This window comes from Flavobacterium sp., assembly GCF_039930565.1.
Classification (GTDB): Bacteria; Bacteroidota; Bacteroidia; order Flavobacteriales; family Flavobacteriaceae; genus Flavobacterium.
This window is the reverse complement of sequence record NZ_JBDTTP010000060.1, coordinates 1-25,499: the sequence shown is the minus strand read 5'-3', so window position 1 is coordinate 25,499 and position 25,499 is coordinate 1. Positions and strand designations below refer to the sequence as shown.

Below are 25,499 nucleotides of genomic sequence, written 5' to 3'. Positions count from 1 at the left end.
TGGCAAATTTCTAACTTTATTTTGACTTTTCCTCCCCAGGTTTTGGGATTGATCCATGAAAGAGGTATCCTTTTGTGAGGACCTAAAATATCTTTCAATGCGAAAAATATTCCCCAAAGAAAAGATACAGATAACAGTCCGGCCATGAGGGAAACGCAAGTGATAAATAATGCACTATAAATTAACTAATTAATTTCAAATATTTTATACTAATATATTGTGGTAAGAAACGTCTAATCAGATACAAATTTATGTTTAATACAAATGATTATCAGACAGCGAACAGTAATGCAAATAAACTATTAAGAATAAATAATTTGTTTTAAAACAAAAATCCCCACTTTTGAGGTGAGGAATAGTTGTTTGGAAAATGGATATATTGTTATTTGAATCCTTTCTCAAAATTTGATTCAGAATTTTTAGCTTTTTTAGAAGGTAATATAGAATCACAATTATCTTTTTCAATTACTGGATTCCAGTCTCGTTCGAGATTATTTGCAGTTGTTGTGTTGGCTGCAAATATTTTTTCCTTGGTGTATTCAGCAGCTTCGGTCTTATTTAGCTGGTGTGACCATGATATGCGATTGTCTGATTTAGATCCAGGACCATAACAATTATATTCTGCGTAAAAAGTGGTCTTCCAATTATCATACGATTTGTTTTCAGGATCTTTTGACCATATGGACCAACCGTCAGGAATTATGTGTGATTCTTCATAAGAATTGATAAAAATGGTATTTGCCCCCGCTCCCCAAGGTCTGCCCAAAGAAACTTTTGAAACAGCTGTATTAGGATATTTCATTATAACACAATCTTGGAATACGAAACCGTATTTGTTTTTTCCCGCTTCTTGATTTCCTGCAGTAATGTAGGAGTCTTTTCTGCATTGAATAAAACAATTCTCAAACAAAGCAATTCCAGCTCCAAAAATAAAATCTGTTGTTCCGTCGATAATGCAATCCTTTATATAAGTTCTTTTGTTGGCTTTAAGGTAAAAAGTATCCTGAAACCCACTCATTTTACAATTATGAAAAATAACTCTGTCCCCATTTACCATCAAAGCTACAGCCTGTCCTCCTTTTTTATACTGAGGTAATTCACTATTAATAGTATTTTCAAAAGTAATGTTTTCTGCAAAAAAATCATTGGCTTCAATTAAGGTGCTGAATGATTTACTGGTACCACCAGCGATTTCAGCATAATCATTATAGGTTAGAATCGTATTTTTATAAGATTCACCAATTAAAGATACATTTTTTTTGGCAGCAGTTAATTTTAGTTTTTCTTTATAAACGCCTGGTTTCACAAAAATAATGGTACGTTTTAAACCATTGTCAGGAACAGCATCAAAAGCATCCTGAATCTTTGTGAAGTTTCCGCTTCCATCAGTTGCAACGACAATGTCATATTTAGATTTGTTTTTTTGAGCAAACAAAGAAGAACTTAAAAAAAACAGCAAGAAATAAAAAGAGAGTAAAGATTTTTTCATGTAGTATTTAAGTTTATTAGGCCTTGGAAATTTATAAGAATAATTGATGTTTAACTAAGAAATGATGTTTTTTACTTTATGCCCAAATACTCCGAAATAAAGAATAATGAGAAAGCAAACTAAAGGAATAATATATCCAGCCTGAATATCATCATGTTTTATATCGATTAAAGTTCCCATTGCATAAGGAAGTATTGCTCCACCAACAATAGACATTACCAGCCAGGATGACCCCGTTTCTGTATTTGATTTTAAACCGACTAATCCTAAAGAGAAAATGGTTGGAAACATGATTGACATGAAAAACCCGATTCCTCCAAGAGCATAAATAACATAAATTCCAGTTCCGTAAATGGCGATTAAGGAAAGTAGAATACTAATGATACAATAGATAGAAAGTAAAACATAATCTTTTACAAATTTTAAAAAGAATGTTCCGCTAAATCTGCCAACCATGAATAAAAAACCATAGGCAGTTAAATAATAAGCTGCTGTTTTTTCATCTAATCCAGCTTCTTTTTGAGCTATTCTGATAAAAAAACTGGTAATGCAAACCTGCGCACCCACATAAAAAAATTGTGCTACAACAGCCCAGCTCAAATGCGAAAATTTCAAAACAGAAAAAAAACCTGGTTTGATTTCTGTTTCCGTTGGTTTGGATTTCATCGATGGTAAGTGCATAAAATAAAACACAATAGCTACTAAAATCAATATGCATCCTAAAATGATATAGGGCAGTTTTACAGATGAAGCTTCTTCTAATAAATAAGCTGCTCTTGCAGTATCAGACATAGCAGATAGTTGGTCTGGTGTGTGATTAACACCCGAAAGTATGAATATGCCCCCCAAAAGTGGCGCTATAGTTACAGCTAAACCATTAAATGAAGCTGCTAAATTCAGTCTAGTAGAAGATGATTCAGATGGACCCAATATTGCTGCATATGGATTAGCGCTTGTTTCAAGAATAGTCAATCCACAACCAATAACGAATAATGCAAATAAGAACAATTCATAAGTCCTTGTGTTTGCAGCGGGTACAAAAAGGAATGCCCCAATAGCAAAAACTAATAAACCGGTAATAATACTGTTTTTATATCCTATTTTTTTTATAATTATACCAGCTGGTATAGCCATTATAAAATAGGCAAAAAAGATAGCCGTGTCTATTAAGGTAGATTGGCTGTTATTGAGCTGACAAGCTTTTTTTAAGTGTGGAATCAAAATACCGTCTAGTCCGTGTGCCATTCCCCAAAGAAAAAATAAGCTGGTAATTAAAATAAAAGGCAAAAGATATTTATTTCCTCTTTCTCTCTCTGTTGGTACTTGTTGATGGTCGCTGTTTTGGTTCGTTACTTGCATTTTTTTTGATATGATTATTAAAGGATATTTGTTTACAAAATCGTATGTATTTTCAAAGAATTTAATACCGAAGGATGGAAAATAACTTTCTAAAAGCAATGATCTAATGATATGTGTAAATTAGACGATTTTTAATTAAAAAAATAAATGTAAAAATTACAAATATAGAAATAAGATTGAATTAGCATAATTCAAACCCAAATTATATTTTTAACAATCTAATCGATACGGCCTGTTTTCTACAAATCAATTCAAAAATGTTATAATTCATTAAAGTGTAGTTATTTTTGTTTGTTCTTTTTAATAATAATATTTTAAAATTTACATTTGTAATTGTGTATCTTTTACATTTATGATTTCAAATAGGATATTGATTAATTTGATCTAGCGAGCTTGTAAAATATAAATAAATTCACAATTCATAGAAATGAATCGATAATAAAAAATTAGATAATATGTTTTCATTACAAAATAAAAAAGCAGTAATAACCGGTGGCGGCAGCGGAATAGGAAGAGCAATCGCTACTTTGTTCGCCAAACATGGAGCAGAAGTTCATATCGTTGATTTGTCTGTCGAAAGCGCTCAGGATGCTGTTAGTGAAATAGAAAGTGCAGGAGGAAAAGTATTTTCTTATGCCTGTAATGTTGCGAGTCAGAAAGAAGTAATGCAAACATTTGAAAAAATAGGAAATATTAATATCCTCGTTAATAATGCAGGAATTGCCCATGTTGGTAAAGTAGATACAACATCGGAAACCGATTTTGACCTCGTGATGGATGTGAATGTTAAAGGGGTTTACAACTGCTTATTTGCTGCGATTCCAAAACTAAGATTATCCAATGGCGGTGTAATTTTAAATATGGCATCAATTGCAGCATGGGTTGGAATTGAGGACAGGTTCTCTTATTCGACTGCTAAAGGAGCTGTTATAGCAATGACTTTATCAGTTGCAAAAGATTATATCAAAGAAAATATCCGCTGTAATTCGATTTCGCCTGCAAGAGTCCATACACCTTTTGTGGATGGTTTTATTTCTAAAAACTTTGCAGGAAAAGAAGAAGAAATGTTCGAAAAATTATCTCATTCACAACCAATAGGACGCATGGGAAAACCTATTGAAATTGCAACTCTGGCTTTATACCTATGTAGCGAAGAAGCAGGATTTATTACAGGAAGCGATTATCCTATCGACGGAGGGTTTATCAAGTTGAATAACTAATTAAAAATATTAAGAAATGAAGTTAATACGTTTTGGAGCAATCGGAAAAGAAAAGCCCGGAGTTTTAATTGGAGAAAAAAGACATGATGTTTCTTCAATAGTAACCGATTTTAATGAAGCTTTTTTCGAAGATAATGGATTGGAAAAATTAAAAAAAGCATTAGAAAGCAATCCTGTTTTACCAGAAGTGAGTGCAGATGTACGTTTAGGTTCTCCGGTTGCAAGGCCTTCAAAAATAATATGTATTGGATTGAATTATGTGGATCATTGTAAAGAAACAGGTGCTCCGATTCCAACGGAACCCATTATCTTTTTCAAATCAACTACTTCTTTATGCGGACCAAATGATGATTTGATTATTCCAAAAAACAGTGAAAAAACCGACTGGGAAGTCGAATTGGCATTTGTGGTAGGTAAAAAAGCAAGTTATATTGAAGAAGCAGAAGCTTTGGATTACGTTGCAGGTTATGCTTTACTAAATGATTACAGCGAAAGGGCTTTCCAAATTGAAATGGGTGGACAATGGGCAAAAGGAAAAGGCTGTGATACTTTCGCGCCTCTTGGACCATTTTTGGCTACGCAGGATGAAATTGCCGATGTAAATAATATTCCGATGTGGCTGACTGTTAACGGAAAGAAATTCCAGAACAGTAATACTTCCAATTTGGTTTTCAAAATTCCGTTTTTGTTGCATTATCTAAGTCAGTTTATGACCTTGCTTCCTGGCGACATTATCAGTACAGGAACGCCTCCGGGAGTTGGTTTGGGTATCAAGCCGGATTCAATTTACATTAAACCGGGAGATGTTATTGAATTAGGAATGGATGGTTTAGGTTCAAGCAAACAAGTAGCAAAAGCTTACAGTAAATAATTATTGGAATTTTTGAAGAGAAAATTCTATAAACAGATTCAATTAAAATGAAATATATTGTTTGTGAAAAGCCGCAGGAGTTTCTGTTGAAAGAGAAGCCAATGCCGGAGCCAAAAGAAGGCGAAGTACTTTTGAAGATTAAAAGAATCGGTGTCTGCGGAACCGATATTCATGCTTTTGGAGGAACCCAGCCTTATTTTGAATACCCAAGAATTTTGGGGCATGAATTGGCTGCTGAATATATCAAAGGAAATGCAAAAGGTTTTGAACCGGGTGATAAAGTAACTTTTATCCCTTATTTCAATTGCGGCACTTGTGTTGCCTGCAGAAACGGACAGACAAATTGTTGTGCCAGCATCAAAGTTTTTGGTGTTCATATTGATGGAGGAATGGCAGAATATGTTACGATCCCAGAGCAGTATTTACTGCACGGTCAGGGATTGGATTATGATGAGTTGGCTTTAGTTGAACCTTTGGCAATTGCTGCACATGGTGTAAGAAGAGCTGGAGTTAAAGCTACGGATACAGTTTTGGTAATGGGAGCAGGGCCAATCGGAATTGGATTGATTCAGTTTGCTAAAATAGCCGGAGCCAAAGTCATAGTAATGGATATCAACGATTACCGATTAGGTTTTTGTAAAAACGAACTCAATGCGGATGAGACCATAAATCCGTTAAACGAAGATGTAGCCGAAAGATTAAAAGAACTGACCAATGGCGATATGGCGAACGTAGTGATTGATGCTACCGGAAACCAAAAAGTCATGAACAGTGCTTTTAATTATATTTCGCATGGCGGAAGATTCGTCTTGGTTGGGCTTCAAAAAGGAGAATTGAGTTTCAGTCATCCCGAATTCCATAAAAGGGAATCGACTTTGATGAGCAGCAGAAATGCGACTGTTGAAGATTTTGAATATGTAATGGAATGTCTGAAAGCAGGAAAAATTGATCCGAAGAAATACATTACACACCGAGCTGATTTTTCAGAAATGATCAATCAATTCGGAAATTGGATTGATCCCAAAAACAACGTTATCAAAGCGTTGATCGAAATAAATTAAGCTAAATAACTATATACAACATTATGGATTTAGGATTAAAAGGCAAAGTAATAGTAGTTTCCGGTTCTGCCGGGAAAGAAGGAAGTATTGGAGAAACCATCATCAAAAGACTGGCAGATGAAGGTGCTATTCCGGCACTTGTTGACAGAAATAGCAGAGGTTTTGGATATGCAGAAGAACTTCAAAAAAAAGGCATTGATGCTTTATTTGTTCAGACAGATGTTACAAATCCGGAACAAATGGAAAGTGCAGTGAAACAAATTGTTGCCAAATATGGCAGAATTGATGCTGTCATCAATAATGTGGGTGTCAATGACGGTGCAGGATTAGATTCAACTTATGAGGAGTTTATGGATTCTTTGAAGCTGAATGTGGTTAGCTATTTTTTATTGGTTAAATATGCTCTTCCTTATTTAAAAGAATCAAAAGGAAATATTTTAAATATAGGTTCAAAAGTAGCTTTGACTGGGCAAGGCGGAACTTCAGGTTATGCTGCTGCAAAAGGCGGCGTTTTGGGACTGACCAGAGAATGGGCGGTAGATTTGATTCAGTTTGGTATACGTTGTAATGCGATTATCATTGCAGAAAGTTATACTCCCGCATACGAAGACTGGATTAAAACAGTGCCGGATGGCGAAGCAGTTTTGAAAAAAATCAATAAAAGTATTCCGTTTGAGTCCAGAATGACCAAAACAGAAGAAATTGCAGATACAACTTTATTTATTATTTCAGAACGTTCCTCGCACACTACAGGACAATTTGTTTTTGTGGATGGAGGTTACGTACACCTGGATCGTGCTTTAATCAGTGATGTAAATTAGTTTTGTATGAATAACCGAATTGACTCCCATCAGCATTTTTGGAAATTTGATCCGATTAGAGACAGTTGGATTGATGATTCAATGCTAAAAATTCAAAAGGATTTTTTACCCGAAGATTTATTGCCATTGCTTTCCCAAAATCAATTTTCGGGTTGTTTAGCAGTTCAGGCAAGCCAATCTGAAGAAGAAACTAATTTTCTATTGGATCTGGCTTCGAAAAATGATTTTATAAAAGGAGTTGTAGGCTGGGTTGATTTGAGAGCTGAAAATATTTCAGAACGATTGAATCACTTTTCTAAATTTGAAAAACTAAAAGGTTTCAGGCATGTGGTACAGGGAGAACCGGATGATTTTATGTTTGGAACAGCATTCCGTAACGGAATCGCAGCTTTAAAAGAATTTAATTTCACCTATGATATCCTGATTTTTCATCGTCAGTTGCCAGCTGCAATTGATTTGGTAAAATCTTTCCCGGATCAGGCTTTCGTGATTGACCATATTGCAAAACCGGATATTAAATCGGGAGAAATTGCATCGTGGAAAAAAGGAATCGGGGAAATTTCAAAATTTGAAAATGTATGTTGCAAAATCTCGGGAATGTTTACCGAAGCCGATTGGAATTCATGGAAAGCAGATGATTTAAAGCCGTATCTGGATGTGGTTTTTGAAAATTTCTCAGTTGATAAAGTGATGTTCGGATCGGACTGGCCGGTTTGTAATGTGGCTGCAGATTATAATACGGTCGTTACAACTTTAGAAGATTATATTTCTAGGTTTTCTGTTGAAGATCAAAGTAAAATCTGGTCTGAAAATGTAAAATCTTTCTATCAACTTTAGAATTTCTTAGATTTGCGTGAGTGATGGCAGTGGAGCTCTTTTTTTGAGAGGCTTTTCTGCCTGTCGAAAAAAAGCGGGAACGAACAGCACGACCCGGAGGGGCACGCCCCAAGGTTTTTGAAAATTGTGTAAATAAAATTTAAAAAATAATATAATGGAACAAACATGGAGATGGTTCGGCCCTAATGATTTGGTAAAATTACCGGATATTGCCCAGGCTGGTGCAACTGGAATTGTTACGGCTTTACATCATATTCCGAATGGTGAAATTTGGGAAATCAGCGAAATTGAAAAAAGAAAAAAAACAATTTTATATAAAAATGAATCGGATGGCGAACTGACAGGTTTGAATTGGTCGGTCGTAGAAAGTATCCCGGTTCATGAAGATATCAAGAAACAAACCGGGAATTATATTCAATATATAGAAAACTATAAGCAGAGTATTAAAAACCTGGCAGCCTGCGGCATTAAAACGGTTTGTTATAATTTTATGCCGGTTTTGGACTGGACACGTACCGATCTGGCGTATGAAGTAGCAGATGGTTCGAAAGCTTTGCGATTTGATATTAATGAATTCACCGCTTTTGATTTGTATATTTTGAAAAGACCAAATGCTGAAAACGAATATTCTGAAGAAAGAATTAAAGCGGCAACGGATTGTTTTGCTAATTTAAGTGCTGATGCAAAAGTAAAATTACAGCAAAATATTCTGGCGGGTTTGCCCGGAGCAGAAGAAGCTTATAGTGTTCAGGATTTTTTAAAGGTTTTGGAAGGTTACAGAGGAATTGATGCAGTACGATTAAAAGCCAATTTATTTCATTTTCTAAAAGAGATTATTCCTGTAGCAGAAATTTGTGGTGTAAAAATGGCGATTCATCCTGACGATCCTCCTTATTCGATTTTGGGCTTGCCAAGAGTGGTAAGCACAGAATCTGACTTAGCCGAATTGCTTTCTGTAATTGATTCTCCTTCCAATGGTTTTACGATGTGTACGGGATCTTACGGGGTTCGGGCAGATAATGATTTGGTTGGAATGGTAGAACGATACGGCAAAAAGATGAATTTTATTCATTTAAGAAGTACGCAAAGAGAACCGGATGGCAGTTTTTACGAAGCCAATCATCTGGAGGGAAATGTGGATATGTATGGAGTGGTAAAAGCGATTATTCAGACAGAGAAAGAAAATAATGTTGTCATTGCGATGCGTCCCGATCACGGTCATCAGATGCTGGATGACCTTAATAAAAAAACGAATCCGGGTTATTCGGCAATTGGACGTTTGCGCGGACTTGCAGAATTACGCGGACTTGAAATGGGAATTGAAAAGAGTTTGTTTTAAGACATACTTAGAAATAAAAAAACCGTTGAAATATTTTCTCAACGGTTTTTTTTATGCTTTTTATTGTTTTAAAATATCAGTTTCTGGCGTCCATTTTTTCTGCCATTCCGGATATTTTTTCAATGCTTTTTCAGGATTGTAGGTGTACCAGGCATAACCGCTTCTTCTTTCGCGGCTTACCTCAGCCAATGAGTATAAGTAGACACTGTCTCGGTCGCAAAATAAAGGTCTCCATGTTCCCAATTCATAATATCGGGTCCAGATTGGACGTGCTGTAGAGTCTACAACAACGCGACGGTCATCTGTAACTTTTTTAAATTTTGAATCAAATTCAGGAGCCTGAAAAGTTTCTACTCGGGTATTTAGTATTTTAGAATCTGAAAACCATTTAACAGCACCTTGTACAGCTCTGATAACCTGCTCATTTGGATTTTCGATTTTCATTAAAAATAAAACAATATCAACACTTTCTGCATTACTGACACTAGGCGGTTCGAACTTTCTGGCCCACGCAGGTAATAAAGTGACTTCATCATGTTGCTGACACCAGGCATACAATTTTCCATGGTCTGAAATTTGTGTTTTTAAGATACAGTCAATTGCTTTTTCATAGGCTTTACTCACTTTGCTTATTGTTTCAGCATCTACAAAAGTAAAATTAGTATCGCTCTCAACTATTTTTTCCAACAAATTCATAATTCCCATATAAGTTCCATCGTTGAAAGTAATATGACGGCTGTATCCTTTTTCTAAAGGAAAATATTGCGGCCATCCTCCATTGGCATATTGTGCTTCCAAAATAAAACCGATTCCTTTCACGCATGCTGTTTTGTATTTTTCAATTTTAGTCTGTGTATATACCTGTGCCAGATAATAGATATGTGTGAAGGTGGTAGCATTGTCAAAGGTAGTATGTAAAATAGCTTTTGTATTTATGACATCTTTGATTTGCTCAGGTGTCAAAATAGCGCGCATGTCATAATTTTTTGGCCATCCTCCGTTATCACGCTGAAAATAGATAATATTGTCTGCTATTTTAGTGTAGTCGGTTTCTTCATATTTGGGCTGATTGGGTATTGGATTTACAATATTGTTTTTATCTGTAATATTGTACCAATGATTAACACTATCGCCAAATGGTTTTGTGCTGATTGCTGTTTTGTCATTCTTATCTGATTGCGCACCAGAATATAGAAATGAAAAAGAGGTCAAAATAGCAGCGAATAGCAAGCTTTTATTTTTGGACAGTTGGATTGTTTTCATAGTTTTATTTTGATGTGCTTTAATGTGCATTTTATGTTATAACATTACAGCTTAGATATAGCTAAAGCCTAATGGTTTAATCAGCTAAAGCTTTACTGCCGATTTAGGAACAGTTTCCCCAATAGTAGTTTTTTTAGCAAGATCTGAATTTGGTGAAGCAACAAATTCAACATTTTCTGTAGCTTCTCCATTAATAGTAACAGCCTTAGATGATGTCGAGTTGAATTCAATGTTTTTAAACGACATATTCTTTCCGTTGTAAATATCTATTACATTTGGCGATACGATATCCAGTTTGGCATTGTGAATTTTAATTCCGTTTGCATCAATAATAGTAAAACCCTTTTCTGCTTTCGCTGTTAAATTTAAAATTTCAATGTTTTCCAGATTCATTTCAGGCAATCCCTGAAGGAAAACAGCTTGTTGTGCTCCTGAAATCGTGATGTTTTTTATGGAAATATTTTTGAATTGCGGTGTTTTCTCATCAACAGGCATCATTTTGTTAACGACTTTATCGCCTCCTTCTTCCAGAGTTTCTGCAATAGATTTTCCTCCATAATAAAGGTTGAATGAAATGGCCTGTGATGGAATATCCGTCATAAAAATGTCTGATATAAAGATGTTTTCTACCACACCACCGCGTCCGCGCGCACTTTTGAAACGTAAACCAACATCAGTTCCCATAAAAGTACAATTAGAAACATGAAGGTTTTTTACACCTCCTGACATTTCACTGCCTACCGTTACACCTCCGTGTCCGTGATAAACGATATTGTTTCTTATGATTATATTTTCGCTGGGAACACCTCGGTCACGGCCATCTTTGTCTTTTCCGGATTTAATACAAATGGCATCATCACCAACATCAAAACTTGAATTCTCGATTAAAACATTTTTGCAGCATTCTACGTCAAGACCATCTCCGTTTTGCGAATACCACGGATTACGAACCGTTACATTTCTCACAATTAAATCCTCTACCATAAAAGGGTGAATGTTCCAGGCTGGTGAGTTTTGAAATACAGGTCCGTCAAAAAGGACTCTTTTACTATTCTGGATGCTAACCAAAACCGGACGAAGAAAATCATGAATAGCTTCAAATTGTTCTTTAGTTTTTAAATCCAAACGCACATTTTGGTCTATTGTACCACCTTTTGAAGCATTCATAAATACTTCTGATGGATACCAGCTGTCTTTTTTATCATTTAAAACACCGCCTGAAGCAACAAATGTTTTCCATTGACTTTCTGTTACTTTGCTTTTTTTAACCTGTCTCCATGCTTCGCCTGAACCATCCCAAACACCAGTTCCTGTAAAAGCAATATTTTCAAGATTCTTGCCATAAATAGGAGAAATACAACGCCAGGTGTTTAAGCCTTCAAAATTGGTCTCAATGATTGGATATAAACTTTTATCTGTAGAAAATTTGATCAATGCTCCTCTTTCAGCATGTAATTCGATATTGTTTTTTAGAATGATTGGACCAGTAAGCCAGATTCCAGGAGGGATAATCACTTTTCCACCACCTTTTTTTGACACAGCGTCAATTGCATCTGCAAAGGCTTTGCTATTCAAAACATAACCTCCATTTACAGCGCCAAAGTCTTTGATATTTACGCTGTTTTTTGGAATTTTCGGCTCATTTACTTTAGCCATTTTAAACTCAATGTTGGGGTAAGCTTCATTGGATTTTGATTTTTGAGCTGTTAGATTTAGTGAAATGCTTACAGCGACAACTGCCAATAATATACGTAAAAAGTGAAGTGGTTTAGTTTTCATTCTTATTGAATTAGTAAAGTTTAATTTTTGAATACCAAGATAGTCATTGACATTTAAAAAAATGTCTCACAAAAAAGACGAAAACACAATAATGTAATCGATTACACAAACTTATTAAATATATTTGCTAAAAGCAATCAAATAATTTAAAAATCAGGTAATTTCATGTAACCATAATTATGTAATAATAAATAAGGCAGGCTTAAGGGTAGAGTTACAGTACCTTTTTATTATTTTTATATAATTTTGTAATAAGTAATTAATATAAGTATTTAGCTATCGAAATTGCAATATCAGGTGCAGATAGTAAATAAATTTGATAAATTTTAAATCCAATGAAGTGTCTCCCAATTTTATTTTTTATTTTTAGCTGTATTGTATTGTCTGCTCAAACAACAGATAATAGATACGAATTGACTGTTGCTAAAGACAGTTCCGGAGATTTTAAAACCATTCAGGAAGCCATTAATAAAGTCAGGGATCATGCCGAAAAACGGGTTGTTATAACTATCAAGGCTGGTATTTATAATGAAAAAGTTGTAATTCCAGCTTTTAAAAGAAATATTACTTTAAAAGGTCTGGTTAAAGAGGAAACCGTCATTTCTTATAACGATTATTCCGGGAAGCCGTTTAGAGGTATAGATGTAACAGGAGATACTAAATTCAGTACTTATACTTCTTATACTTTAATGGTTCAGGGAAATGACTGTTCAATAGAAAATATGACTATAGAAAACACTGCCGGCAAAATAGGCCAGGCAGTTGCTCTTCATACAGAAGGTGACAGAATAGTGGTAAAAAACTGCTCAGTTTTAGGAAATCAGGATACCTTGTATTTGGCAAAAGGCGGAACCAGAAATTATTTTGAAAATTGTTATATTAATGGAACAACTGATTTTATTTTTGGAGCGGCTACAGTTTATTTTTACAATTGTACAATGGAAAGCCTAAGCAATTCTTATGTCACCGCTGCTTCGACTACTCAGTTAGATGAATACGGATTTGTATTTGTTGATTGCAAACTTACTGCGAAAGATAGTACAGTAAATGACGTTTATTTAGGGCGTCCCTGGAGGCCATATGCAAAAACCGTGTTTATCAATACACAATTAGGTTCTCACATAGTCCCTGAAGGATGGAATGCATGGAAAGGCGATAAAAATTTTCCAGATAAACAAAAAACGGTCTTTTATGCAGAATATGGCAGTAAAGGCGAAGGAGCAAAAGATCTCTCTAAAAGAGTGAATTGGTCACATCAATTAAAAAAATCAGATCTTAAAAAATATGATTTAAATAAAGTGTTAAAGGGTTGGATTCCAGAATAAGTAAGTTTAATGGTTTCCTGACATCATGTTAAGTCCTGAATGAAAATAATATTAAATAAAAGTCAACAAATCTTAACACTTTTACTATAACTTTCCTTAAGATAGGGCATGACCACAAGGGTCGGGCTGTTCATTATATCTTTTGTTTCCTAAAGAAGGAAACAAAAGGATGCCATTTCCATCCCTCATGCAAACAGTTTTCACAACATGTTTTCGGGTAAAACTGTTTGCTGATTTACAATTAAAATAATATATATTAGTGGTAATTATAGCTTTCTAATTAAATCATATAATTAAGTTTATGAATTACAGCTTAATGTAAATACATACAAAAATTGAATATTAAAATAAAAAATATGATAACGGTAAAAGCCACCTATACAGTAAAACCCGAATTTGTAGAAGAAAACAAAGAGAATATTAGCAGATTTCTAAGCGACTTCAAAAAATTGAATCCATCTGAATTTCGTTATAATGTTTATTTGCAGGAAGACGGAATTACTTTTCTTCATTTTTCAACTTACAAAAATGAAGAAACACAAAAACAAATACTCAACATTCCGTCTTTTAAGTCTTTTCAGGAGCAAAGAGATAAAAGTGGATTAGATAACACACATAAAGTTGAAGTTTTGAGTTATGTAGATTCTTCTTTTGAGGTCTTGTAAAATTACGATACTAAAATGTATACCATATATTAAGAACATTAAATCCATGAATAAAAAATATTCTCTTTTAGTTACAACAGCTTTTTTGTTTCTGTTTCAGAGCTGTAATTATTCCAATAAAAATCAAACTTCAACTGAAAAAGAAAAAAATTCAGTTAAAGAAGAAAATGCTTCAGAAATAGTAGCACCAAAACCCCAAACCGGAAAACCAATAAATGATTTTATTCCGACTGGCTACAAGATTTTTCAGGAAATAAAAGGAGACCTGAATAAAGATGGAGTAGAAGATTGTGTAGTAATTATCAAAGGAACCAAAAAAGAAAATGTAATAACAGACGAATACCGCGGAAAACTTGACCGGAACCGAAGAGGAATTATTGTGCTTTTTAAGAAAAACGGCAATTATATTCAGAAAGTAAAGAATTACGATTGCTTCTCCTCTGAAAATGAAGACGGCGGTGTTTACTTTGCTCCTGAATTAGATGTTAGCATTGAAAAAGGAAAACTCTATGTACACTACGGTCACGGACGATACGGATATTGGACATACACCTTTAGAGGAAAAAATAATGATTTTGAATTAATTGGCTATGATTCAAGTGAAAATTCCGGACCAATTATCAATAGTGAAACCAGTATTAATTTTTTAACGAAAACGAAAGTGACAAAAACCAATACAAACGAAAATGCAGAAAGCGGTGATGAAGTATTTGAAGAAAAAAAAGAAAAAATAAAAGTTGATCAACTCATTCGATTATCAGGAATTAAAGATTTCGACGAACTTGAAACAGAAAGTTAAATCATAATAAAGAAACCTAAAAATGATATTTCGAGAAGCTAAAATTGAAGATATAAAGCAAATTCAGGTAATTAGAAATTCAGTCAAAGAAAATATTTTATCAAATCCTGATTTGGTAACTGATCAGGATTGTGAAGAATTTTTAACACAACGGGGTAAAGGATGGGTTTGTGAAATAAAGGATAAAATTGTTGGCTTTGCTATTGCTGATTTAAAAGAAGACAATATATGGGCACTGTTTCTTCATCCTGATTTCGAAGGCAAGGGAATCGGAACAAAACTTCATAAAATAATGCTGGACTGGTATTTTTTAAACGGAAAAGAAAATGTATGGCTGGGAACTTCACCCAATACTCGAGCCGAAAAATTTTACAGAAAAGCAGGATGGACGCAAAATGGCTGGCATGGTACAAAAGAATTGAAGTTTGAAATGTCAAAAATACAATGGCAAAATTTGCAGAATGGATAAAGAAAAACAAAGGGCGGAATTAGTGTAATTATATTAATTCATGAGTAAATTTAGACTAAACAATAAAAAAACCTCCAAAGTCATTTAGATTTAGGAGGTTGATGGGTTTGAAAGAGACAGTTATTTATATATAGCTGTTTAATTATTTTGACAGAATTCTTAATCCCACTTATTGTTTTTTGAAATGGCTATATTACCACCACCGGTAAAGAATAAAGCCAAAGAACCAAAGAAATATAAACCTATCAATTCTAAGGCCCAGCCTCCATGTTCACCCATAGAAAATAGTTCAGAACTATGAACCAATAAAATAGCAACTAAACAATTGAAAGCATAAACAGCAGCGGCTATTCTGGTTCTGAAACCAATTAAAATAACAAGAGGTGCCAGAATTTCTCCGATTAGAACACCATACGCAATAAAGCCAGGAAGTCCTTTTTCTACAAGCATTGATTTAATAAAGTCCAGACCTGCACTCAATTTTGGAATTCCATGTAAAAGCATTAATACACCAATTGTGACACGTAAAATCAATAATCCTAAATCGTTGTTTTTTCTCATTTGTTGTCGATTAAATTAATAACAGAATCAAATATATAGAATTAGTTGCTATATAGTATGAATTAAAATAAAGAAAGTATAAGGTTCAATAAATCACAAAAAAAACTCCATTATTGCTAATGAAGTTTTTGATATACTCTGATAATTGCCATACTATTATTTCTGATCTTTGTCGCCTTTTAGAAATTTTCCTTCTTTTGTAAATTCCAAATCAATTTTATTAGTTAGATCTACATCCAGATCTTTATGTCCATAATCAATATGTGTGATTTTTTTATCTGGATAATATTTGTGAACGTAATTTTTGACAGCTACAGTAATAGTGAGGCAAAAGTGATTTTCGTTTTCATAATTGCTTTTTTTAAAATTATCCTATATCTAATTTAAGAGAACTAGAAATACAATCAAATCAATTTAAGGAACCTTTTAGTTTTTAACTGGGATATTGAAAGATATATTTATTTGTTTTAGTCATGATTTTCAAAATTTAGAAACAGGAGAATTTAATCTTAATGAGCTGTATTCACTTCTTATAATAAAATAAAGTTTTATATTAGGGAAAGTAAAACTGATCTCATATAAGATTGGCAAAAAAATATAAAAATGAAAAAATTACTTCAATGGACCATTATTATTCCAATATTAGCCTGGGGGCTTTTCTTTAGCAGAGTTGTAGACGGCAGCAGTTTTTTTCAAATTGTTGCATCCTTATTGCTGATTCTTAGCGTTATGTCTGCAGTGCATCATTCTGAAATTATAGCAGAAAGAGTGGGAGAACCTTACGGAACCATTATTCTCGCCATATCCATAACTGTTATTGAAGTATCTATTATTATATCATTAATGATTTCAGAAGGTTCTGAAGCATCTTCATTAGCAAGAGATACAGTATATGCTGCGACAATGCTCATTCTTAACGGAATTATTGGATTATGTCTTTTAATTGGCGGGCTAAAACATTATGAACAAAATTTTTCAACATCTTCTGTAACTATAGCTTTAGTATCATTGGTTTCAATTATTGTATTTACTTTAGTGTTTCCTACTTTTACAGAAAGTGTTCATGGGTCATATTACTCATTGCCACAACTTGTTTTTGCTTCAGCAGCCTGCCTTGTTATTTATGGATCTTTTTTATTTGCGCAAACTAAAGGCTACAGGCAATATTTCCTGACAGTGGGAGATGATGAAAATGAATTAGTGGCTGAGCCTTTAGCAATCAACAATAAAACTTTCTATACAAGCCTGGTTTTTCTTATTATAAGTTTAGGAATTGTTGTGTTATTGGCAAAAACGCTTTCTCCTACCATAGAAAGTATTATCGTGAGTTATGATCTGCCAAAAACGCTGGTAGGAGTAGTAATTGCAGCCATAATTTTACTTCCTGAAGCAATTGCTGCTATAATAGCTGCACGAAAAAACAGACTCCAAACTAGTATCAATTTAGCTTTAGGTTCTGCTTTGGCCAGTATTGGATTAACGATCCCAAGTGTTGCGGCAGTTTGTATTATGATGGATATGCCTATTATTTTGGGGCTTGACATAAAATCTATTGTTCTATTGGCATTATCTGTATTTACAGTAATGTTGTCTTTAAGCAAAGGGAAATCGAATATTGTTTATGGTGTAGTGCTTCTGGTTAATCTGTTTGCTTTTATATTTTTGATGATCTATCCTTGATGAAAAGTACACAAAATTAAAGTGTAGAAGCCACTAACAGTCTAAAATCAACTTGAAAAATAATTAGCCAGAAGTGTTTAATAAGTAACGTAAAAGTTAAATTCCGGATTTGAAGCAAATCCATGTGCTTTTCTTTCAAACATTTTTTAAAATCCTAATTGCTGGTAAACTTATATAGTTTGTTATAATTAAGGATTACTTTTATATACTATTCAGTTTTTTAATCAATTCTGAGCTGTTTCCTACAACGCACTAAGATAATATTATTTTTTTGCGTTAATCAATTAGTATTTTTACAGTACTGTATAAATAACAGTGTTCGATTCTAAGGAGCTTTTTAACGGGTTTCTGATTTAAATTTTTCAGTGCGTGTAAAAAGCTTCGAAAGTAAATTTTATTGGGCACTTTCCTGATGGCTAATTTCCAGCTTGTATCCTTTACTGCGTATAACAACAATGTTGATGTTCGGATCAGACTCCAGTTTTTTTCTAAGCTTGGATATAAACATATCCAAACTACGGCCAACAATAACACCTTCATCTTCCCATATCTCTTTTTGCAGTCGGCTTCTCTCTATAATTTCGTTTGGGGACAATGCAAAAATGAGCAACACACGGGTTTCTGTTCCGGTTAGGTCTATCGTTTTTCCATTTATGGTAAGTTTCCTATTCTTCGAATCGAACATTACCGAGCCTAAAGTATACAGATTAGTATATTCAACGTCAGACAAAGCTTTTCGGGGTTTAACAGATCTCAAAAAAATAAAACCGACAAATGTTAAAAATGACAAACTTCCCAGTAGATATCCATTATTTGGAGTATTTATGGCTGCTGAATTGAATTTAATACTGAGCCTGTAGCAGGCTTTGGCCTGCTCTCTTCCTATGCAGGCCACAATATCATCTTTTTTGTTTTTAGATATAGCGTATCCATAGGCTACACTGGAGTTGTCACAGTTCAGAACGTTAACAACATAATCGTTTGTCAGCGGATCTTTGGCCAATATACGACGGGTTATATCTACTAACGAGGCGGGTTCAAAAGTAAGGTCATTCTCAAACCTGATCTGGTATTCATTTTCGGTAATCTTTTTTACGGGTAGCACCCTTGATGTACTGTCACCCGACTGTAAAAGCAGCTCATGTCCAATTTTGCGGAGTAAAACTTCCCTTCTTGCGAAAACAAAGTCGTCACTATCAGTGATACTGAAAGCGGCACAGATAACAGAGATAAACGTGAGTAATATTAACCCGAATAGATATTTCCCTTTTCCTGAAAGAAGATTGTGACTAAGATGCATAGTGTCAAGTTTTTATTTACAAAGTTTACATTTTTATTTACAATCCAAATCCCTTAACCCGAAAAATATCAAAGTAATTTCGTCGAATCAATAAAATTAAGATATGAAAAATAAAAGAAATGTTTCGTACAGCCTTATCATCGTGCTGGCAGGGTTCGTTAATTTTACCTTACAGGCGCAACAAAAAAATGTTGCTCATCATACTGTTGAAACCAAATATGTTTCCACTTCCCAAGGACCCGATGGCATCGTTCGTACGATCAGGCAAGATAGAAAAGGCAATATTTGGATTGCTTCGTGGGAGGGTATTTTTAAATATGATGGAAAATCTTTTACCAATATCACCAACAAAACGAGTTCGGCCCGCTTTTTTTCTGTTTTAGAAGATAAAAAAGGAAATTTTTGGTTCGCTAGTATTGGCTCAGGTGTTTACTATTACGATGGTAAATCCTTTCAAAATTTCACAACTAAGGATGGACTTGCTAATGATCGGGTTGGAAGCATTTATGAAGATAAAACCGGTGCTATTTGGTTCGGCACCGAAAGCGGTGTTAGCCGTTACGATGGGAGATCCTTTCGAAATTTAAAAATGAACGAAGCAGATTCCGTAACTGAGACAGATTCTGTATATGTTGGTGCTGATTCTGCTGCTGTCCATACTGTAGCTGATTCGCTCCATGTTTCATTTTATCAACATCCGCTTCCGAAAGTTCATTGGATGCATAATGATGTTAATGCTGTCATTGAAGACAAAACAGGTAAATTTTGGTTTGGTACAAGAGGCTATGCCACTGTTTATGACGGAAATACATTTACCACTATAATCAATAATGGTAAACCTTTTGCAAATGTTCGTTCGATAATCCAAGATAAAAAAGGTAATATCTGGCTTGGTGGTGCTGATGGTCTTTGGCGGTATGACGGCAAAACATTTACCAGTTTTACTCAGAAGTTTGTTGGTTATGTCTTTGAAGACAAAAAGGGTAATATTTGGACTAGTTCAGAAAGTTGTAATGATCCAAATAAGGTGTTTTCTGGTAATGGAGGTAATGCATCAGTATGGGCGCTTTCCTGTTATGATAAAAAATCATTGTCTGATAAAAATCCCACTGCAACTGAAATAATAAATAAACCAATGATTTTCGGGATTTTAGAAGACAATAAAGGAAATATTTGGTTTGGCTCTTCTGATGGAGTGTACTGCTATGACGGAAAGAATGTCGGAAACTTTAAAAGTGCATCCGCTAAGCTATGATGCATATAGCTTATTTTAAATTATTTATTAATCAATATAATTTCTTTAACATGAACAACAAGACATTAATCCCTTATTTAATTTTAATTATTGCTCCTTTCATCTTAGGTTGCCCTGGACCTGTAAAAGAAGAAAATAAAAACCATGCATCGGCAAACTCTTTATCCTTGGATGCTGGAAATGAAAAATATGGTATAAAGACTAAGGAAAGTGTTGTGACCTGGAAAGGTGGTAATCTCATGGGCTCAAACAATCACGTAGGATATGTCTATATATCAAAAGGAGAACTGATAATTGAAAAAGACCACCTTATGGGAGGTACAGCTGAAGTCGACATGAATACAATTGAAGATGAAAACCATGAAAGAGATAATGGACTTATTAATCACTTAAAAGATCCTGATTTTTTTGATGTTAAAAATGTTCCCTTTTCTACAATCGTACTTACCAAAGCTGTATCAATAAATGCTGAGAACTGGAAAGTTGCAGGCAACCTGACCATCAAAGGTATCACAAACCAAATAACTTTTCCAGCCAGAATAAAAGTCAACGACGGAATTGTCAAACTGAATGGCAGACTGGTTATTGATCGGACACAATGGGATATACGTTATAAATCAGGCAAATTCTATGATCTTTTAGCCGATCAGACTATTTCGGATTCGATTGAATTCTACATTAAGATTGTAGCAAAAAAATAAATATGATTGAGCCGAAAATCTCCAAAACCTAATTATAAAAAAAACTCCTTAATTTCTTAAGGAGTTTTTTGGTGGTCCTTGCGAACCTGTTTACGAACCATTTTTTGCAGGATTTAAAGAAACTTGCAATTAAATAGAATAGTTTTTTGGATTGGTTTACGGTTACATTTGTTTTTATTTATCTTTTATAATGGTCTTTTTAATGACCGCTTAAGGTTTGGAGCTTTGCAAAGTGGGGGAATTAGAAGTACAAATGCCAAATAGAAGTACAAATACTCAATTTAGCACTTCTGCCTCATTTTACCAAACCCTTGTTCGCGGGAGTGTTTACCTTAATTATTTCAATTTTATTTCTCTATTCCTATCTACCCATCCTGCAAACAATACAATTACTGCCATAAGAATACTAAACGAAATAAACAACGTGTTATCAACCTGTTTAGGTGCTGGACCAAATGTATTGGACAGAGAAATTAGTATAAGCACTGCAACCAACGACCACAAACCCCACGAGCCTTTTTTGTTTTTAGATTTTGTAACAGCTGTATAAATGAACAAACCAATTAAGAAAATAACCGTCTCAATTATCATTGTAGCGGCGACGTGATTCCATAATCCCAACCCTACTTTGCTGTCTCCAAAAGGTGTAATGGGCAAGTCGGTAGTGTGTACTGCTAAATCTAAAAACCAATGGCTCAATACACATAAACCGATAACGATAGCTCCACGAGTATCTTTTTTAAAGAAGAAATAAAGAAGAGCTGTAAGAATACCCCAAACAACGCCCATAAGAAGGCTATGCGTATAGGGGTAATGAATAAACTCGAAGACGTTCATTTTTGTATAACCTGGTGTAATTTTTACTTTTTCGATATTCAACATGACCAAAAATGGCCAAAGTATATCTACAAATTGAGTAGCAATGAATAGTGTTGCTAATGAAACTTTTGGAGCTGCTTTTTTGGCAGCAAATGATAATCCGAAATGACCTATAAACATAATTGATATTTTTTAAATTATTAATGATATAAAAATTAATCTTGATATTTTGCTTTTGGTGCGCTATGTCAAGTGCAGTTTTTTCTTTGTTTTTTTAGGGTACCAAAACCACTTTCCCAAACACATTTCTGGATTCTGCAAATTCCATTGCCTTTGTAATTTCTGTCAATGGAAAAGTAGATGCGATTTTTGGTTTGAGTTTATTTTGCAACACTAAATCCATTAAGGAGGCAAAATCTTCTTTTAATTTTATTCTAAATTTTTCAGTGCCTTTTCCTGTCCAAACATAGTAAAAAGCGGTGTTTTTTCCATTGGGCAAAATATTTAGAAGCATTACTTTACAAAGCATATAAATAAATTGTGTCATTCTTACTATGTTACTATTGGTTTTTGACATCAAAGCATAACTTACCAGCGTTCCGCCTTTTTTTAGTATCCCAAAAGATACATTAATGCTTTTTCCACCAATATTATCAAACACTGCATCAACACCATTAGGAGCAATAGCACGAATTGTTTGTGCTAAATTGGGGTCATTATAATCCACAGGAACAACACCTCCATTACGCAATTTTTCATGATGTTTTGGTGAAGACGCGCCAATTACTGTAGCACCTGCAATATGTGCTAATTGTGCAAGGATAGTACCAACACCGCCATTGGCACCATGCACCAAAACGGTATCCCCTTTTTTAATTTTAGCATTTCTGTGGAGCATTTGCCAAGCCGTTATACCATTTACAATTAAAGCTTCGGCATCAATAACGTTAACGCCATCGGGTATAGGTAATAAATCTTCAACTTTTACTGTTGTGTATGTTGCCCAACCACCAGTTAAAGTTAAAACGGCAAATCGCTTCCCCATTAACGCTATATCTGCATTATCGCCAACTGCTACAACACTGCCCACCAAGTCATAACCTGGCACAAATGGGAACTTTGGCATTCCAGGATATTGGTCTTTACGCATTGATTTTTCAGCAAAAGAAATGCCCGTAGCTTCCATTTTCAGTATTATTTCATCACTATTGGGATTGTCTAAAATTCGGTCTTTTTTCAACAAACCATTTGGTTCTACCACACTTGGCAAAATAATTTCGATGGCTGTGAATTTTTTCTGATGGGAATTATAATTGCTCATATTTTTAATGTTTTAATTAAATATGAAGCAAATTTAGACAGGTATCATTGCCTAAATCGTTTACATAAGATAAGAAAAAAATTGGACTATTTTTTTTCTGAAATCCTTTTTCTAATCCTTGAAAGAGAAACTGGTGTAATTCCTAAATAGTTGGCTATATAGTGTTGAGGCACTTTTTGCAGAATTTCTTTGCCTGTTTTCATCAATCCCAAATAGCGTTCTTCGGGTGTTTGTGTTATAAAAGAATTGGTTCTGTCTTCATAACAAACTACTAAATATTCTGCCAATTGTCTGTTAAAACGCTCAATTTTGAATGATATTGACGGGTTGGAAAGCATTAAGTCCATATTCTTTCTACTAATCAGAATAATTTCTGAAGGTTCTAATGCCTGTATATTATTTAAAGCCACACAACCCGTTAAAAAACTTTTATAAGAACTTATATATTCGTTTTCGTAGTTGAAATATCCCGTCAATTCAATGCCATCTTTAATATAATAATAGCGAACCGAACCAACTAAAATAAATCCAATATAATTACAAATATTTCCAGCTTCTAAAAAATGTTGTTTCTTTTTGAAAGTAGTATAGTCAAGATGCTGCTGAAATATTTCCCATTCAACATCTGTAAAAACTACATACTTTTCAAGCTGCCGGCGAAAAGTGCTGAGTTGTCCTTCTGATATAGTATGCATCTTGTTTATGTTTGTATTTTTTCAGCCTTTCGCTTTATTTTGAGTGTCTCGCAATATTACCGCTAACTCATATATAGATCCGACAACCGTTGAACTTTATTTTTACTAATATAGAAACAATTCTTTATAATGCATTCAACAGATTTTTAATTTATTGTAAAGTCATTGGTAATTAGGAGTGTATAATTGATTTAGGTTGAAGTTCTGTTGTGAAACCTTAAGAACTTTGAATCATTTGTTTCAGAATAAATGGGACTTCATAGAGCTATATGAAAAACAAGTTTTTTTTTCTAGCCAAAAAACCTCCAAAATCATATGACTTTGGAGGTTTTTTAAAAATGGTGGTCCATACGAACCTGTTTACGAACCATTTTCTACAAGATTTGAAAAAAATTTCGTAGATAAACAGAGAAAAATTAGTGAATTTAAATTCTGAATACAGAGATTTTCTTAATATTTTTTCTCTTCATAGGATCTCTGCCAGATGTTGAATAACTATTTGAAAAACCAGCCACAACTCTCTTTCGAACAGATTATTTTGATGTACCTTATTTTTTAATTTCTAATATGCTGAAACTACCTGTATGCTTTCATGTAAATAGGTGTAAATAAATAACTAGTAGGTGTCTCGATCATTTTCTCTGTCTTTAGGAAAAGCTTATATACAGTACCATATACATCATTTATTCTATCATCTTTTTCATCATATTTGGGACAGTCTTTCGATATGCTATAATCTAGATAATATAAAAACACGAACCATTTAGATATTTCTTTCTTTTTATCACTAAATATCCACTTTTTTTCAGTTTCGTAAATTTTACGTTTAATATAACTTTGTAAGACTTCTGGTAAGTTACCTTCAATTTCGAAACTAGCTATTGTTCCGTTTTTTAGAACCTGAAATCGCACAGTTCCAGATCCTTTAAAACAATCATCATCGTAAGCAGTATAAACACTATTATTTATAAAATTATTGATGGTGGAAAGTTTGGGATTTTTTTCATCTTTATAAACAAAGGCAGGTTCAGTAAGTTCTTGTGCAAGTCCTCTAGAGGAAAGCATTATCAAAAACAAAATGACTAATTGTTTTAAAACTGTTTTTCTACTTGCAATTTGTACCATATGTTTTAGTATTATTTAAATTTTTAAAATTTGCATTGACAGCCGCAATAGCTCCCGTAATCCCTGTATTATTTTTCTTGTCGTCCGAAAGTAATTTTTGGTAAGCAGGTGTATCACCTAGTCCCCCCCCCATGCCAAGCCGGCTGCGTCAGCAGCACTTAAGCCAGGGAAATCTAATTTTAACTGATCCGCCATCACTTCTCGCCAGTCTCTTTCCATCTCCTCATGTTGTTCTGCTGCAGTAGCGTCAGGGTAGAGCATAGACAAAAAATTATGTATAATTTCGTGATAAATTGTTGCGGTAACATACTCGTCGGATGAATAATCTAATGCTGCCATATTAAATCTTATATCAAAACTATCCGATCCTGATTGTGCGGCGAAGGCATCTACATCGGATTTATTAGCGTTTGAATATTCTATAAAATTAATGACACAATTTAAATCCGTTCCAAAATTATCTTTAAACATTTTGGTAAAAACATTTTTACTAGCATCTGCATTTAGTACAACGTCTAAGACTTTTTTGATGCAGGGATCCTTTAAAGGGACATAACAAGCATTGTCTTTATTGTATACCGTGTCATCACAATCCTTTCCTTTAGATTGAATTTTAACCCATTCGCTGACACTGTCCTAAAAAGTGTGTAAGTTTAAAAATAACGGGGTTTGACTTTTTAATTAAAGTTAAACCCTTTTTTCAAATATAGTTAAGAACTGATTGAGTATTAATCCCCAATTATGG

At 34.0% G+C, this 25,499-nt stretch carries 25 protein-coding genes; 13 read left to right on the top strand and 12 right to left on the bottom strand.

Annotated features, from left to right (window positions below):
- Nucleotides 1–382: 382 nt before the first annotated feature.
- Both ABI657_RS14245 and fucP read right to left on the bottom strand, forming a co-directional pair.
- Nucleotides 383–1,489, bottom strand: coding sequence for a pectinesterase family protein (locus ABI657_RS14245; protein WP_348097936.1), 1,107 nt, complete (start codon nt 1,487–1,489; stop codon nt 383–385).
- Nucleotides 1,490–1,543: 54 nt separating this feature from the next.
- Nucleotides 1,544–2,848 carry an L-fucose:H+ symporter permease gene (fucP, locus tag ABI657_RS14240; RefSeq protein WP_348097935.1) on the bottom strand — a complete coding sequence of 435 codons (1,305 nt, stop codon included), beginning with the start codon at nt 2,846–2,848 and terminating at the stop codon, nt 1,544–1,546.
- Nucleotides 2,849–3,303: 455 nt separating this feature from the next.
- On the opposite strand from fucP, the gene ABI657_RS14235 reads away from it, so the two are divergent.
- The 6 genes from ABI657_RS14235 to uxuA all read left to right on the top strand — a co-directional run bounded on the left by ABI657_RS14235 (nt 3,304) and on the right by uxuA (nt 8,997).
- A complete protein-coding gene (locus ABI657_RS14235; protein ID WP_348097934.1) occupies nt 3,304–4,068 on the top strand; it encodes an SDR family oxidoreductase in 765 nt (254 codons plus the stop codon).
- 16 nt (nt 4,069–4,084) lie between these two features.
- Complete coding sequence (locus ABI657_RS14230; RefSeq protein WP_348097933.1) at nt 4,085–4,939, top strand: fumarylacetoacetate hydrolase family protein; 855 nt, start codon at nt 4,085–4,087, stop codon at nt 4,937–4,939.
- Nucleotides 4,940–4,986: 47 nt separating this feature from the next.
- Nucleotides 4,987–6,000 carry a zinc-binding alcohol dehydrogenase family protein gene (locus tag ABI657_RS14225; protein WP_348097932.1) on the top strand — a complete coding sequence of 338 codons (1,014 nt, stop codon included), beginning with the start codon at nt 4,987–4,989 and terminating at the stop codon, nt 5,998–6,000.
- A gap of 23 nt (nt 6,001–6,023) precedes the next feature.
- Nucleotides 6,024–6,821 (top strand): SDR family oxidoreductase, encoded by a 798-nt coding sequence (locus ABI657_RS14220; RefSeq protein ID WP_348097931.1) that lies wholly within the window; start codon nt 6,024–6,026, stop codon nt 6,819–6,821.
- 6 nt (nt 6,822–6,827) lie between these two features.
- Entirely contained in the window at nt 6,828–7,658 is an 831-nt protein-coding gene (locus ABI657_RS14215) for an amidohydrolase family protein (protein WP_348097930.1), read from the top strand.
- A gap of 154 nt (nt 7,659–7,812) precedes the next feature.
- The gene (gene uxuA, locus ABI657_RS14210) at nt 7,813–8,997 is read left to right on the top strand and encodes a mannonate dehydratase (RefSeq protein WP_348097929.1); all 1,185 of its coding nucleotides are present in this window, start codon (nt 7,813–7,815) and stop codon (nt 8,995–8,997) included.
- Between the two features lie 60 nt (nt 8,998–9,057).
- Here uxuA and pelA read toward each other — a convergent pair whose 3' ends face one another.
- Both pelA and ABI657_RS14200 read right to left on the bottom strand, forming a co-directional pair.
- A complete protein-coding gene (pelA, locus tag ABI657_RS14205) occupies nt 9,058–10,260 on the bottom strand; it encodes a pectate lyase (protein WP_348097928.1) in 1,203 nt (400 codons plus the stop codon).
- 84 nt (nt 10,261–10,344) lie between these two features.
- On the bottom strand, nt 10,345–12,039 hold the full coding sequence (locus tag ABI657_RS14200) for a glycoside hydrolase family 28 protein (RefSeq protein WP_348097927.1): 1,695 nt from the start codon (nt 12,037–12,039) through the stop codon (nt 10,345–10,347).
- Nucleotides 12,040–12,374: 335 nt separating this feature from the next.
- Between ABI657_RS14200 and ABI657_RS14195 the strand changes: the two genes are divergently transcribed.
- The 4 genes from ABI657_RS14195 to ABI657_RS14180 all read left to right on the top strand — a co-directional run bounded on the left by ABI657_RS14195 (nt 12,375) and on the right by ABI657_RS14180 (nt 15,297).
- Nucleotides 12,375–13,364 carry a pectinesterase family protein gene (locus ABI657_RS14195; RefSeq protein ID WP_348097926.1) on the top strand — a complete coding sequence of 330 codons (990 nt, stop codon included), beginning with the start codon at nt 12,375–12,377 and terminating at the stop codon, nt 13,362–13,364.
- Between the two features lie 356 nt (nt 13,365–13,720).
- The gene (locus tag ABI657_RS14190) at nt 13,721–14,029 is read left to right on the top strand and encodes a hypothetical protein (RefSeq protein ID WP_348097925.1); all 309 of its coding nucleotides are present in this window, start codon (nt 13,721–13,723) and stop codon (nt 14,027–14,029) included.
- Nucleotides 14,030–14,075: 46 nt separating this feature from the next.
- Nucleotides 14,076–14,828, top strand: coding sequence for a hypothetical protein (locus ABI657_RS14185; RefSeq protein ID WP_348097924.1), 753 nt, complete (start codon nt 14,076–14,078; stop codon nt 14,826–14,828).
- A gap of 22 nt (nt 14,829–14,850) precedes the next feature.
- Nucleotides 14,851–15,297 (top strand): GNAT family N-acetyltransferase, encoded by a 447-nt coding sequence (locus ABI657_RS14180; RefSeq protein WP_348097923.1) that lies wholly within the window; start codon nt 14,851–14,853, stop codon nt 15,295–15,297.
- Between the two features lie 159 nt (nt 15,298–15,456).
- Here the strand turns inward: ABI657_RS14180 and ABI657_RS14175 are convergent, their stop codons facing one another.
- Together ABI657_RS14175 and ABI657_RS14170 are read right to left on the bottom strand one after the other, a co-directional pair.
- On the bottom strand, nt 15,457–15,858 hold the full coding sequence (locus tag ABI657_RS14175; protein WP_348097922.1) for a DoxX family protein: 402 nt from the start codon (nt 15,856–15,858) through the stop codon (nt 15,457–15,459).
- A gap of 156 nt (nt 15,859–16,014) precedes the next feature.
- Nucleotides 16,015–16,179 (bottom strand): PepSY-like domain-containing protein, encoded by a 165-nt coding sequence (locus tag ABI657_RS14170; RefSeq protein ID WP_348097937.1) that lies wholly within the window; start codon nt 16,177–16,179, stop codon nt 16,015–16,017.
- Between the two features lie 282 nt (nt 16,180–16,461).
- Here ABI657_RS14170 and ABI657_RS14165 point away from each other — a divergent pair, with 282 nt between their 5' ends.
- Nucleotides 16,462–17,538 carry an ionic transporter y4hA gene (locus tag ABI657_RS14165; RefSeq protein ID WP_348097921.1) on the top strand — a complete coding sequence of 359 codons (1,077 nt, stop codon included), beginning with the start codon at nt 16,462–16,464 and terminating at the stop codon, nt 17,536–17,538.
- Nucleotides 17,539–17,932: 394 nt separating this feature from the next.
- On the opposite strand, the gene ABI657_RS14160 is transcribed toward ABI657_RS14165, so the two are convergent.
- Nucleotides 17,933–18,838: a winged helix-turn-helix domain-containing protein gene (locus ABI657_RS14160; protein WP_348097920.1), complete on the bottom strand. Its 906-nt coding sequence runs from the start codon at nt 18,836–18,838 to the stop codon at nt 17,933–17,935.
- A gap of 103 nt (nt 18,839–18,941) precedes the next feature.
- Here ABI657_RS14160 and ABI657_RS14155 point away from each other — a divergent pair, with 103 nt between their 5' ends.
- Complete coding sequence (locus ABI657_RS14155) at nt 18,942–20,093, top strand: two-component regulator propeller domain-containing protein (RefSeq protein ID WP_348097919.1); 1,152 nt, start codon at nt 18,942–18,944, stop codon at nt 20,091–20,093.
- A gap of 50 nt (nt 20,094–20,143) precedes the next feature.
- Complete coding sequence (locus ABI657_RS14150; RefSeq protein WP_348097918.1) at nt 20,144–20,794, top strand: YceI family protein; 651 nt, start codon at nt 20,144–20,146, stop codon at nt 20,792–20,794.
- Nucleotides 20,795–21,130: 336 nt separating this feature from the next.
- Here the strand turns inward: ABI657_RS14150 and ABI657_RS14145 are convergent, their stop codons facing one another.
- From ABI657_RS14145 to ABI657_RS14125, 5 genes are all read right to left on the bottom strand, one after another.
- Nucleotides 21,131–21,793 carry a hypothetical protein gene (locus tag ABI657_RS14145; RefSeq protein ID WP_348097917.1) on the bottom strand — a complete coding sequence of 221 codons (663 nt, stop codon included), beginning with the start codon at nt 21,791–21,793 and terminating at the stop codon, nt 21,131–21,133.
- A 94-nt stretch (nt 21,794–21,887) separates the two neighbouring features.
- Nucleotides 21,888–22,934, bottom strand: coding sequence for a zinc-binding dehydrogenase (locus ABI657_RS14140; RefSeq protein WP_348097916.1), 1,047 nt, complete (start codon nt 22,932–22,934; stop codon nt 21,888–21,890).
- 86 nt (nt 22,935–23,020) lie between these two features.
- Nucleotides 23,021–23,629: a Crp/Fnr family transcriptional regulator gene (locus ABI657_RS14135; protein ID WP_348097915.1), complete on the bottom strand. Its 609-nt coding sequence runs from the start codon at nt 23,627–23,629 to the stop codon at nt 23,021–23,023.
- Between the two features lie 576 nt (nt 23,630–24,205).
- Nucleotides 24,206–24,754: a hypothetical protein gene (locus ABI657_RS14130; RefSeq protein WP_348097914.1), complete on the bottom strand. Its 549-nt coding sequence runs from the start codon at nt 24,752–24,754 to the stop codon at nt 24,206–24,208.
- A gap of 117 nt (nt 24,755–24,871) precedes the next feature.
- Entirely contained in the window at nt 24,872–25,225 is a 354-nt protein-coding gene (locus ABI657_RS14125; protein WP_348097913.1) for a hypothetical protein, read from the bottom strand.
- Between the last annotated feature and the right edge of the window lie 274 nt (nt 25,226–25,499).

Coding starts and splice junctions, on each gene's coding strand:
- ABI657_RS14245 (WP_348097936.1), bottom strand. CDS start 1,489: ATGAAAAAATCTTTACTCTCTTTTTATTTCTTGCTGTTTTTTTTAAGT.
- fucP (WP_348097935.1), bottom strand. CDS start 2,848: ATGCAAGTAACGAACCAAAACAGCGACCATCAACAAGTACCAACAGAG.
- ABI657_RS14235 (WP_348097934.1), top strand. CDS start 3,304: ATGTTTTCATTACAAAATAAAAAAGCAGTAATAACCGGTGGCGGCAGC.
- ABI657_RS14230 (WP_348097933.1), top strand. CDS start 4,085: ATGAAGTTAATACGTTTTGGAGCAATCGGAAAAGAAAAGCCCGGAGTT.
- ABI657_RS14225 (WP_348097932.1), top strand. CDS start 4,987: ATGAAATATATTGTTTGTGAAAAGCCGCAGGAGTTTCTGTTGAAAGAG.
- ABI657_RS14220 (WP_348097931.1), top strand. CDS start 6,024: ATGGATTTAGGATTAAAAGGCAAAGTAATAGTAGTTTCCGGTTCTGCC.
- ABI657_RS14215 (WP_348097930.1), top strand. CDS start 6,828: ATGAATAACCGAATTGACTCCCATCAGCATTTTTGGAAATTTGATCCG.
- uxuA (WP_348097929.1), top strand. CDS start 7,813: ATGGAACAAACATGGAGATGGTTCGGCCCTAATGATTTGGTAAAATTA.
- pelA (WP_348097928.1), bottom strand. CDS start 10,260: ATGAAAACAATCCAACTGTCCAAAAATAAAAGCTTGCTATTCGCTGCT.
- ABI657_RS14200 (WP_348097927.1), bottom strand. CDS start 12,039: ATGAAAACTAAACCACTTCACTTTTTACGTATATTATTGGCAGTTGTC.
- ABI657_RS14195 (WP_348097926.1), top strand. CDS start 12,375: ATGAAGTGTCTCCCAATTTTATTTTTTATTTTTAGCTGTATTGTATTG.
- ABI657_RS14190 (WP_348097925.1), top strand. CDS start 13,721: ATGATAACGGTAAAAGCCACCTATACAGTAAAACCCGAATTTGTAGAA.
- ABI657_RS14185 (WP_348097924.1), top strand. CDS start 14,076: ATGAATAAAAAATATTCTCTTTTAGTTACAACAGCTTTTTTGTTTCTG.
- ABI657_RS14180 (WP_348097923.1), top strand. CDS start 14,851: ATGATATTTCGAGAAGCTAAAATTGAAGATATAAAGCAAATTCAGGTA.
- ABI657_RS14175 (WP_348097922.1), bottom strand. CDS start 15,858: ATGAGAAAAAACAACGATTTAGGATTATTGATTTTACGTGTCACAATT.
- ABI657_RS14165 (WP_348097921.1), top strand. CDS start 16,462: ATGAAAAAATTACTTCAATGGACCATTATTATTCCAATATTAGCCTGG.
- ABI657_RS14160 (WP_348097920.1), bottom strand. CDS start 18,838: ATGCATCTTAGTCACAATCTTCTTTCAGGAAAAGGGAAATATCTATTC.
- ABI657_RS14155 (WP_348097919.1), top strand. CDS start 18,942: ATGAAAAATAAAAGAAATGTTTCGTACAGCCTTATCATCGTGCTGGCA.
- ABI657_RS14150 (WP_348097918.1), top strand. CDS start 20,144: ATGAACAACAAGACATTAATCCCTTATTTAATTTTAATTATTGCTCCT.
- ABI657_RS14145 (WP_348097917.1), bottom strand. CDS start 21,793: ATGTTTATAGGTCATTTCGGATTATCATTTGCTGCCAAAAAAGCAGCT.
- ABI657_RS14140 (WP_348097916.1), bottom strand. CDS start 22,934: ATGAGCAATTATAATTCCCATCAGAAAAAATTCACAGCCATCGAAATT.
- ABI657_RS14135 (WP_348097915.1), bottom strand. CDS start 23,629: ATGCATACTATATCAGAAGGACAACTCAGCACTTTTCGCCGGCAGCTT.
- ABI657_RS14130 (WP_348097914.1), bottom strand. CDS start 24,754: ATGGTACAAATTGCAAGTAGAAAAACAGTTTTAAAACAATTAGTCATT.
- ABI657_RS14125 (WP_348097913.1), bottom strand. CDS start 25,225: ATGTTTAAAGATAATTTTGGAACGGATTTAAATTGTGTCATTAATTTT.